The organism is Paenarthrobacter sp. NPDC089322, assembly GCF_040684895.1.
GTDB lineage: Bacteria > Actinomycetota > Actinomycetes > Actinomycetales > Micrococcaceae > Arthrobacter.
In genome coordinates, this window is sequence record NZ_JBFBGW010000018.1 from 58,161 (window position 1) to 68,270 (window position 10,110).

General features: G+C 63.8%; 10 protein-coding genes. 2 read left to right on the forward strand and 8 right to left on the reverse strand.

All coding sequences use genetic code 11. The annotated features are described in order from the left end of the window. Window positions 1–50: 50 nt before the first annotated feature. Window positions 51–665: a carbonic anhydrase gene (locus tag AB0N65_RS16425; protein ID WP_364163840.1), complete on the reverse strand. Its 615-nt coding sequence runs from the start codon at window positions 663–665 to the stop codon at window positions 51–53. Between the two features lie 54 nt (window positions 666–719). Further along, on the reverse strand, window positions 720–1,397 hold the full coding sequence (locus AB0N65_RS16430; RefSeq protein WP_364163843.1) for a DUF4245 domain-containing protein: 678 nt from the start codon (window positions 1,395–1,397) through the stop codon (window positions 720–722). A gap of 188 nt (window positions 1,398–1,585) precedes the next feature. Here AB0N65_RS16430 and glpX point away from each other — a divergent pair, with 188 nt between their 5' ends. Further along, complete coding sequence (gene glpX / locus AB0N65_RS16435) at window positions 1,586–2,608, forward strand: class II fructose-bisphosphatase (RefSeq protein WP_364163935.1); 1,023 nt, start codon at window positions 1,586–1,588, stop codon at window positions 2,606–2,608. A gap of 320 nt (window positions 2,609–2,928) precedes the next feature. Here glpX and AB0N65_RS16440 read toward each other — a convergent pair whose 3' ends face one another. The 5 genes from AB0N65_RS16440 to AB0N65_RS16460 are packed head-to-tail and all read right to left on the reverse strand — an operon-like array spanning window position 2,929 to window position 8,559. Next, the gene (locus AB0N65_RS16440) at window positions 2,929–3,864 is read right to left on the reverse strand and encodes a peptidoglycan bridge formation glycyltransferase FemA/FemB family protein (protein ID WP_364163845.1); all 936 of its coding nucleotides are present in this window, start codon (window positions 3,862–3,864) and stop codon (window positions 2,929–2,931) included. Window positions 3,865–3,867: 3 nt separating this feature from the next. Further along, a complete protein-coding gene (gene manA / locus AB0N65_RS16445) occupies window positions 3,868–5,118 on the reverse strand; it encodes a mannose-6-phosphate isomerase, class I (RefSeq protein WP_364163847.1) in 1,251 nt (416 codons plus the stop codon). Between the two features lie 53 nt (window positions 5,119–5,171). Next, window positions 5,172–6,800 carry an LCP family protein gene (locus AB0N65_RS16450; RefSeq protein WP_364163849.1) on the reverse strand — a complete coding sequence of 543 codons (1,629 nt, stop codon included), beginning with the start codon at window positions 6,798–6,800 and terminating at the stop codon, window positions 5,172–5,174. Between the two features lie 11 nt (window positions 6,801–6,811). Then, window positions 6,812–7,375, reverse strand: coding sequence for a 5-(carboxyamino)imidazole ribonucleotide mutase (gene purE / locus AB0N65_RS16455; RefSeq protein ID WP_364163852.1), 564 nt, complete (start codon window positions 7,373–7,375; stop codon window positions 6,812–6,814). Beyond that, window positions 7,372–8,559, reverse strand: a complete 1,188-nt coding sequence (locus tag AB0N65_RS16460) for a 5-(carboxyamino)imidazole ribonucleotide synthase (RefSeq protein ID WP_364163855.1) — start codon at window positions 8,557–8,559, stop codon at window positions 7,372–7,374. Before AB0N65_RS16460 ends, purE begins: the two co-directional genes overlap by 4 nt. A 180-nt stretch (window positions 8,560–8,739) precedes the next feature. Between AB0N65_RS16460 and AB0N65_RS16465 the strand changes: the two genes are divergently transcribed. Further along, on the forward strand, window positions 8,740–9,309 hold the full coding sequence (locus tag AB0N65_RS16465; RefSeq protein ID WP_364163858.1) for a GtrA family protein: 570 nt from the start codon (window positions 8,740–8,742) through the stop codon (window positions 9,307–9,309). Here AB0N65_RS16465 and AB0N65_RS16470 read toward each other — a convergent pair. Further along, window positions 9,296–9,991, reverse strand: a complete 696-nt coding sequence (locus AB0N65_RS16470) for a TIGR03089 family protein (RefSeq protein ID WP_364163861.1) — start codon at window positions 9,989–9,991, stop codon at window positions 9,296–9,298. The two genes, AB0N65_RS16465 and AB0N65_RS16470, sit on opposite strands and share 14 nt — an antisense overlap. Window positions 9,992–10,110: the final 119 nt, after the last annotated feature.

A 10,110-nucleotide genomic window follows, 5' to 3' on the forward strand; every position in this document is an offset into this window, starting at 1 on the left:
CCCGGAAAGGAGTGCTACGTGCCCCGGCCGTAAGGCCGGGGCACGGCGTCCTAGACCTGCCCGATCCCGGAAACGAGGGCCGCGCGGCCCTCGTCGAGCTTGTAGGAAAGGCCGATCACAGCCACGCGGCCTTCCTCAATGGCGTCGGAAATCACACGGGAGCTGTCTGCCAGTCGGGACGCCGTCTGCTTCACGTGCTCCACAACCATGTCGTTGACGTCTTCCTGGTCGTTGCGCTTGGCGGTCAGGACCGATGGGGTGATGCGCTCCACCAGGTCGCGGATGAAGCCTGCAGGCATTTCACCCGTTTCCACAGCCGACTTGGTGGCCTGGACGGCGCCGCAGCTGTCGTGGCCCAGGATGACGATCAGCGGGACGTGAAGTGCGCTGATGCTGTATTCCAGCGAGCCAAGGACGGCGTCATCAATCACCTGCCCGGCAGTGCGAACCACGAAGGCGTCACCCAAGCCGAGGTCGAAGATGATTTCTGCTGCGAGCCGGGAATCCGAGCAGCCGAAGATCACGGCAAAAGGGTTCTGGCTTTCGAGAAGGGATGATCGGCGGGCTGCGTCCTGGTTGGGGTGCAGGGATTCGCCGGAAACAAAACGTTCGTTGCCCTCGCGGAGGCGGCGCCAGGCCAGGGCTGGAGTCAGGTAAGTAGGCACCTTACTACTTTACGGGGCCGGTGCCGCCGGTCGTGAAAGTGTTGCGGAACGATGTCAGGCGGCAGGCGCGCTGCTTGCGGCAGGTGCCGTGTCCGCGGACTTCACGACGGCGGTGGCAAGCGTCGCGAACTCTTCAAGGCTTGCCGTTCCACTCAGGACGATGGTGGTTCCTCGATATTCAAGGATCATGCTGCGCTGCTCCTTGCCTGAATCCCGCAGCTCCCACTCCTGGCCGCCGGCGTTTCGGGTGCCGGTCACGGGAAGGTTTCCGGCTTGTTGAAGCACCCACGTCGGGTTGGCCTGGCGCGTCTGCGTCAGGCCGATAAAGGCCTCTTTGGGGGTCAGGTAGCCGACTTCCCACGTGGGCACACCGGTGCTGGTCCCGGATTCCCAGCGGGCGTAGTTCGGCGAGAATGCGCCACCGGTGTCGGGTGTTACGGGTGTGAATCCCGCCACATCGCTGGCGTTGCGGGCGGCAGCGGAAACGTCGACGGCGGGACGGAACCCTTCGCCTTTCGGTGCCGGGTTCATCAAGACCACTGGAAGAAAAGCGAGAACGCACAGCACGAGCGCGATGATCATGCCGATGACAGAGGCATTGGCGCGCTTGGCCGCTTTCGCCGGAATGACGGGTTTAAAGGGGGCACCGGTGGCATCCGGCGCGTTGTTTTGGTTTGCATCGAAACCATCCGGGCCATTGCCGGCAGCGGGCTTGTCCTGCGTTTCACTCACCCTTCCATGGTCCCTTACCCCGGCCGTAAACACACAACCGGCACCTGAGCAGGCCGGAGTCATCCAACGACTCCGGACGAGCCGGGCGACTATGATCGTTGGTAGAGGGGCCCCAGGTCGCCTCGTGCAACCGTTTCCGGTCCCGTGAATCGTCACTCGAAGAAGAGGTTCAAGTGTCTCCTGCACCAATGACCCAGCAGTATTCCACGATTTCGCCGTCGCTCGCCGTCGGCACCGACGAACCCGACCGCAACCTTGCGCTGGAACTCGTTCGTGTCACCGAGGCCGCGGCCATTGCCGGTGGCCACTGGGTAGGTTTTGGCGACAAGAACAAGGCTGACGGTGCCGCCGTCGACGCCATGCGCTCATTCCTCCACACCGTCCACTTCAACGGCGTCGTCGTCATCGGCGAAGGCGAAAAGGACGAAGCCCCCATGCTGTTCAATGGCGAACAGGTTGGTGACGGCACCGGTCCGGAATGTGATGTCGCGGTTGACCCTATCGATGGAACCCGCCTCACCGCCCTCGGCATCAACAACGCCCTCGCAGTCCTCGCCGTGGCCGAGCGCGGCTCCATGTTCGACCCCTCCGCCGTCTTCTACATGGAGAAGCTCGTCACCGGCCCCGAAGCCGCCGACATGGTGGACCTTCGCCTGCCCGTCAAGCAGAACCTGCACCTCATCGCCAAGGCCAAGGGCGTCAAAGTCAACCAACTCAACGTCATGATCCTGGACCGCGACCGCCACCGCCCCCTCGTGGAAGAAATCCGCGAAGCCGGGGCACGCACCAAGTTCATCATGGACGGCGACGTCGCGGGCGCCATCGCCGCAGCCCGTTCGGGCACCGGCGTCGACGCCCTCATGGGCATCGGCGGTACCCCGGAAGGTATCGTCGCTGCCTGCGCCATCAAGTCCCTTGGCGGCGTCATCCAGGGCCGTCTGTGGCCCACCTCGGATGACGAAAAGCAGAAGGCCATCGATGCCGGGCACGACCTCGACCGCGTCCTGTCCACCAACGACCTCGTCACCTCGGACAACTGCTACTTCGCAGCCACGGGCATCACCGACGGCGACCTCCTCCGCGGCGTTCGCTACCAGAAGGACCGCGTGCTGACGCAGTCCATCGTGATGCGCTCGAAGTCCGGCACGGTGCGCTTCGTCGATGCCGAGCACCACGCATCCAAGTGGGAGACATACGCGCGCAAGGCGTAACCCCTTACCTGGCTACAGAAGGACGGCGAGCATCGCTCGGCGGCTATCTCCTCGTTCCTCGTCGATTTGATGCCGCTGTCGCGATACTCGCCGTCCTTCTCTGTGTGTGCGGGCGGTTCGCCGTGCGCGCTTTTTGAGGGTTGGTTGGCGGTGCGGGGTGTGCCGTCATCACCCACTTTGCCTTTGAAAACCAGATGACACGCCGTCATTCCGGGCGTGTTGCAGGGCGGCGGGCTCAAAGTGGGTCGTGGCGGCACCGATCCGCCGATGCTGCGGCAAGGGCGGGAACGGGTGGTTGGGTTCGCGCCCTTGCTGCAGCGCTAGCGGAGCTTGTCCCGGAGTTTGCGGGCCAGTTGGTAGGCGCCGTAGCGGAGTTTGTTCACCGGGAGGTCCCACGTGCCGGGGTAGGCTACTTCGCGGCCTCCGAAGGACTTCTTGAACGCTGTGAAACCGGCCCACTTGTGGTCCGGCTGGTCTTCGGGAGCGACTCCCCAGAGGTCAACGTACTGGAGACCTTTCTCCTTGGCGTCGGCCATCAGCGTTACCAGGAGTGGAATACCCGCGCTGAGCTTGCGGTGGGTATCGTCCAACGCCGCGTGGGCGTACACGCGGGTGTCGGACGAGTCGTAGGCGAAGGCCGCCGCGATCGGTTCACCCTCAAGCTCTGCGATGAAGAGCGTTCCAGCGCCGGCGGGGAGCAAGGAAGCCGCTACTTGGGTGAGGTACTCATCACTTTGCGGCTTGAAGCCATTCCTCGCTGCCGTGAGATGAAGGAAATGCAGGAGGATCGAGATATCCGCCGGGTCCTGGGACGCCCGGAACGTGACACCCTTCTTATGGATGTTCCGGTACAGGTTTCGGTTGGTCGGCTTCATGCCGGCCAGGACATCCTTGAAGTCGCCCTCAAGGTCCACCACCCAACTCAGCTCGGGCTGCTGGTTGACCGGCGCAGGCTGGAGGCCACGCGCTCGGAGGAGGGGACCGGCGTCGGACGCTGTAAACCCGGCATCCGCAGGTTCCATCCGCACGAAGACAGCCCGCTCCTTCCGGGCCAAAGCCACCAAAGCCGCCGTGGCGGCGTCGAAGGCCTCTACCGTCTTGGCCACCGGACCGTACGGGGCGTAGATGACTTTGCCCGCGGGGTTGTGTTCCTCAATCGCCAAGAAGCTCCAGCCGGGACCCGACTGCTCGAAAACCCGGCGTCCGAGGGCACGCTGGACAGCGGCCCAAGCCGGCGTCTGAAGGAAAAACTCCACGACTCAGTTCCCCAGCCCCGTGGTCACGGCAAAAGCGATACTGGTTTCCGTGGAACCCTGGACAGGATGGACGTTCACGGGGTTCTCGACCTCGGGGATGAAAGCGGCTCCGCCGCGTCCCAGTGGAAGATCGCTCTTGGGGGAGTCGAGCACTACGGAACCGGCAACAACGACGACGACGGCAGGCCCGGATTGTGCCAACGGCACCGGTTCGGCTCCCGGACCAAGTTCGATCCGTTGGAGCTGGAACTCCTTGAACGGCGGGCGATACAGCTCCTGGCCGAACTCGGTGCGGGCGGCCTCGATGCGGGGAACACCCAGCGACTCAAAGCGGACAGTCTTCAGGAGTTCGGGGACATCAACGTGCTTGGGGGTCAGGCCGCCGCGCAACACGTTGTCCGAGGACGCCATGACCTCCACGCCCAGCCCATGCAGGTAGGCGTGAACGTTTCCTGCGGGCAGATAGACGGCTTCACCGGGCTGGAGTGAAAGGTGGTTCAGGAGCAGGGAAATGAGGACGCCGGGATCGCCGGGGAAGGCCCCGTTGATTCCGAGCATCGCCGACAGCGCATCCTCATGGGGTTCCTGGGGAGCCCCTGCGCGGAGCACCGCCTCCACCTCCTGAATGGCATCCGTAACCTTGCTGCCGCCTTCGATCAGGCGCGTGAAAGCGGCCTTGAGGGCTTCCTCTTCATTGGCCAGGCCGAGGTCGGCGATGACGCCCGTGATAATCTCCGGAACGTCCACGGCCGCGGAGTCCAACACCGACGCGAGGTGTTCAAAGATGCTCCTCGAGGCTGCCGGGGAGCGGAAACCGCACAGTGCCCGGAACGGCGTAAGCGCGAAAATCATCTCCGGCTTGTGGTTGTCGTCCCGGTAGTTGCGGTCTGCGGCGTCGGCGGGGATGCCCGCAGCGTTTTCCCGGGCAAAGCCTTCCCGTGCCTGCTCGAGGCTGGGGTGCACCTGGAGGGAGAGGGGCTGCTCGGCCGCCAGGATCTTTGTGAGGAACGGAAGCCTCGGCCCGAATTCAGCCACGCTCGGCGTGCCGAGGAAATGTACGGGATCCTTGGCGATCAAGGCATCAAGGGGTTGCGTGACCCCGTTGGGGTGGATGGCCGTGGACGGTGAGTCAGGGTGGGCGCCGATCCACATTTCCGCCTCTGGACCACCTGATGCCGGCCGCCCCAGCAAGCCGGCGATCGCCGTCGTCGAACCCCAGGCGTAGGGCCGCAAAACATTCTCAATCTGGTACACGAAGGAAAGTCCTTACAGTTGCGCTGAACGTGAGCTGATGGGGTACTGCGGATTTACAGCGGGGCGCATTGCCCGTTGGTCGCAACGAGATCGCGGATGCCTTGCTCGTCGCCCTGGGCTTTGAGGCCGTTGAGCAGTTCCTCGGTGATGGGAGTGCCGTCCGGAGTTGTGGTGACCGGCGTGAAGTCCGTCGGCGACGGCGATGGTTGCTGTCCCGCACGCAATCCGGACGGCAGCTGGCCGGCGGCTACTACCGTACCCGCTGCCGGTCCGTCATTGGATACGATCGCGTCGTCCGCTTTGGGCGTTTCCGATGGTGTCAGCAACTCCTGGACCTTCGAATGGATCAGGTCAAAGTCGGGGACCGTCGAGAATGAGGCGTCGAAGTCGGGTGGGCCGATGGTGAGTCGCTTCACCGGTTGGTTCTTGGATTTCAAGGCAAGGTCAACAAAGCTGCCGAGCTGTGCCGAGGAAATGTTGGAGTCGACTACCTTGGTGCCCGCATTGGCGATGTCCTCGAACTTGGTGAGCAGGGTGCCCGGGTCGAGCTGTTTCAGCATGGCCTGCTGGACACACTGCTGACGGGCGATGCGGGCGTAATCGTCGACGAACTCGCGGGAACGCCCATACCAGAGGGCCTGGAAACCGTTCAGGTGGACATCACCGGCGGGGATCCAGCCGTCCGGCATGCCGTGGATGCCGTTGGCCTCGTCAATGGTGGGCCCGCTGATGGGGACCCAGCCGCCGGCCTTGATGCGGATGCCGCCCATGGCGTCAATGAGCTTCGCGAAGCCGTCCATGTCCACCAGGACGTAGGCCTGGACGGTAATGCCCAGCGTGCCGGACACGGCTTCGAGGGTGGCTTGGGCGCCGGGATCGGCAACACCGGGGTAGAGGTCCTTGTAGTTATTGGTGACCTCGGTATTGACTGCGTTAATGAGGCATTCGTCGCCGCAGTTGTAGCCCTCCGGATAGATCTGGCGCATAGGCGAATCTTCACTGAACTGCGCGTTCTGCAGGTTCCGGGGTACCGAGATGATGGCGCTCTCGCCGGTTTTGGCGTCGACGCTGATAACCGAGAGGCTGTCCGGGCGGCGTCCGGTCCTGTCATCGCCGGCATCCCCGCCCATCATGAGGAAGTTGTAGCGGCCGTCCACGGGATCAATGGCCGGGCCGGCGTTGAAGATGCTGCCGATGGCGTTCCGGCTGACGTTGAGGACGTAGGCCAGATAGCCCAGCGAGCCGCTGGCAAGGATGGTGGTCACCGCGAGGACCACGGCAATGATGGGCCGCATCCCCGGGGCCAGCAGCGTTGGCCGGATGATGCGCAAGGTGTTGAGGAACAGGTAAGCCCAACCCAAGGCCAACGCCACCAGGACAACGATGATGACGAGCGAACCCACCGGATGGGTCACGATGCTCAACAGCATGGTGCGGTTGACCAGCGCTATGAAGAGCGCCACCAGTGCCAGGGCCCAGACCGTGAGCGTGACCCGCAGGGCGATCCGCCCCAATTTGCGGTCGCCGGCCACGATCTGGGCGCTGCCGGGGATGAAGAGCGTGAGGAGGACCAGCACGAAGGCGCGTTTGGTCCGCACGGGGGCACTGGCCCCCGCTGGGTAGCGGACGGGATCAGTCAGGCCCGCGCCGGACTGATTCGGATTCTTGTGCACGGTGGTCACCCGCTGCCCTCCTAGCGGTTGCTCCGGCCGGATGCGTTGGCAGGGGAGAAGACTTCTTCCACCTTGTGCCGAAGGTTTTCGCCTTTCTTGGTGGCGACGTCATTCAACTCCTGCGCAAAGCGAAGCAGGTCTTCGCGGAGGCTGGCGGCCAGTTCGTCTGTACCCGATGCCAGCATGCGCACAGCCAGCAGCCCCGCGTTGCGGGCGCCCGCGATGGAGACGGTCGCCACGGGTACGCCGGCCGGCATCTGCACGATGGACAGCAGCGAGTCCATGCCGTCCAGCGTCTTGAGCGGCACCGGGACACCGATCACCGGCAGGGGAGTGACCGAAGCCAGCATGCCAGGCAAGTGGGCGGCGCCACCGGCACCGGCAATGATCACACGGAGGCCGCGCTCGTGTGCCGTCTGCCCGTAGCGGATCATTTCTGTGGGCATGCGGTGTGCCGACACGACGTCTGCCTCGAAGGGGATGCCGAATTCAGCCAAGGCGTCCGCTGCCGCTTCCATGACAGGCCAGTCCGAGTCGGAACCCATGACGAGCCCTACGAGCGGGGCTGTTGCTGCTGACGTCATTCGGTCTCCTCAAGGGTGGTCTGCGCCGGCAGGCGGCCGTCGCGGATGATGTTTGCCACGGCTGTGGCTCGCTGGCGGACGGAATCGACGTCCGAGACGGCGGAGCCAACCAGGTTGACGTGGCCGATTTTGCGGCCGGGCCGGACAGATTTGCCGTAGCAGTGCACCTTGGCGGCCGGTTCGTAAGCCAGTGCAAGGGGGAACGCCTCAAACAGGTTCTGGTTGTCGCCGCCCAGGAAGTTCTTCATCACAGTCACGGGAGTCAAGGCGTCCGTTGCACCGAGCGGGAGGTCCAGGACAGCGCGCAGGTGCTGTTCGAACTGGCTGGTGATGGCGCCATCCTGGGTCCAGTGCCCTGTGTTGTGCGGGCGCATCGCGAGTTCGTTGATAAGGAACCCGGCACCAACACCTGGAGTCTCGAACAGTTCTGCCGCCATGACACCCGTGACGCCGAGCTCGTTGGCGATGCGCAGAGCCGCTTCCTCTGCGGCTGCGGCAACTTCCAGGGGAATGTTTTGGGCCGGGGCGATGACTTCGTCACAGACACCGTCCACCTGGATGGTATGTACTACCGGCCAGGCACGGGATTCGCCGCTGGGGGTCCGCGCTACGAGGGCAGAGAGTTCCCGGCTGAAGTCCACCTTGGCTTCTGCCAACAGGGGGCTCATGGACTCAAACCAATCGGCAGTATCTGCTGCATCCTCGGCAGAATCGACGATGCGGACGCCCTTGCCGTCGTAGCCGCCACGAGGTGTCTTCAACACCACAGGCCATCCGATCTTGTCGCCGAAAGCGACGAGTTCCTCCACCGTGTTCACGGCGGACCATTCCGGGTTCGGCAGGCCTAAACGGTCGATTGCGGCGCGCATGACGAGTTTGTCCTGGGCGTTCACGAGTGCGTCCGGGCCGGGCTGCACGTTGACGCCGGCATCAAGGAGCGCCCGCAAGTGCTGCGTGGGGACGTGCTCGTGGTCGAACGTGATGACGTCCACGCCCTTGGCGAACTCGAGCAGGGTGTTCAGGTCTTTGTAGTCACCAACCGGAGCCGTGGGAACGGCCGGGACGGCTGAAACGTCTTCGCCCTCAGCCAAAACGCGGAGTTCGAAGCCCAAAGCGGTAGCGGGCGGGGCCATCATGCGTGCGAGCTGGCCGCCGCCAACAACGCCAATCACTGGAAAAGTCACAAGGTTCAGCCTACCGAACCGGGGGCAGGATCACGGATTTCTCCTTCTCGTTACTACCGTTTGCCTGTCCGGCGGGGCCGCCTATAGGCGTTCTCACAGCGAGCTCCCGGGTAGCGCTTGGAAATGGGCGCTAAAATGGATGTGGCCCATCGGCCCACTTTCTATCGGCCATGGAGGGTCATGATCACCACACTTGCAGATCGCATCCGCGGACTTGCCTCGCTTTTCTGGCGCGAGGTGGCGAAGTTCGGCGCCGTAGGCGGTGTTGCTTTTGTCATCGACTCCGCCGTGTTTATCTGGCTCTTTTCGGGTCCGATGCACGGCAGCGAAGTATGGGCCAAGGCGGTAGCGACCATTGTGGCAAGCGTGTTCTCCTGGGTGGCCAACCGCTTCTGGACGTTCCGTCACCGTAAGCAGGCGAACGTGGTGCGCGAGGCCGTGCTGTTTGCAGTGATGAATTTCATCGGGCTGCTGATCGCGTCCGGCTGCGTGTGGTTCGCCAAGTACATCCTGGATTTGAACGACAAACCTTCCCTTTTCATTGCGGGCAGCGTCGTGGGACTCATCCTCGGCACCATTTTCCGCTTCTTCGCCTACCGCTTCTGGGTGTTCAACGAAGAGCTCGACGCCGAGCCCGAGTTCTCGCATGACCATGAGATCCTCGAACTCCACCATAAGCCGAAGCCCGGAGCGGAAGTCGCCGCCTCAGCACCAACCACCGGCGAGGTGCCGTCCATCAAGAACGGCTGACGCGCTCGTTCTCCAGCAAGTGCTCGGTCACTTCCAGGTCGGGGTGTACAAGAACAACGGAGCCGTCTTCTTTCCACGCACCCAACGAGGCCGCCAACCCCGCTTCCAAACCATCCGAAGCACGCACCAACAGGCGAACCCCCGCCTCATGGGACGCAGCGAAGCCGTCCAGGAGGCTGCCGTGGTGGTGGACTGCGGAGCCGCGGACTGCCGGGTTTCCTGCCTCGGGTTCGTTGTGCGCCATGAAAACGTCACCGTGGGAGCGCACTTCCGCTGCGTAATCAACGACGCCGGATGGAAGCTCTCCGGGCCAGCGCATCGCGAGTGCCGCGAGCGGCACGGCAACGACGGCGTCAAAGCCGGCTCCCGCGCCGTCGTCGGGAGTGTCGGTCACCAACAGGTCAGCTGAGGTGCCGTCCAACACCACCTCCATGCCGAGCTGCCAGGCGGCCAAAGCCCAGACGAACGACTTCCAATGCGCAGGGAGGTCCAGCCGGACCGCCATGCCGGGTTCGGCGTCCAGCTCGTCCTGCAGGAGATTGCTCGTCTTCGCTACCCAGTTATCCAGGACGCGCCCCGAGAGTTCCACGCGCTCGGAATCCGGGCCGTACCACGTGAGCCTGGGGGAAGTTGAATGGCCGGACCGCAGCGCGGTCATCAGGGTTGCTGCCGGGATGCTCATGGACCAATCTTGTCACGATCGACTTCCACGGCGGGGCCGGTTTGTGAGATCCAGCACACTGCAGTTAGTCCATTCGGTGGGGGTGGCGGTAGAGATTGAGGGCTGCCCCCGTAAATTCA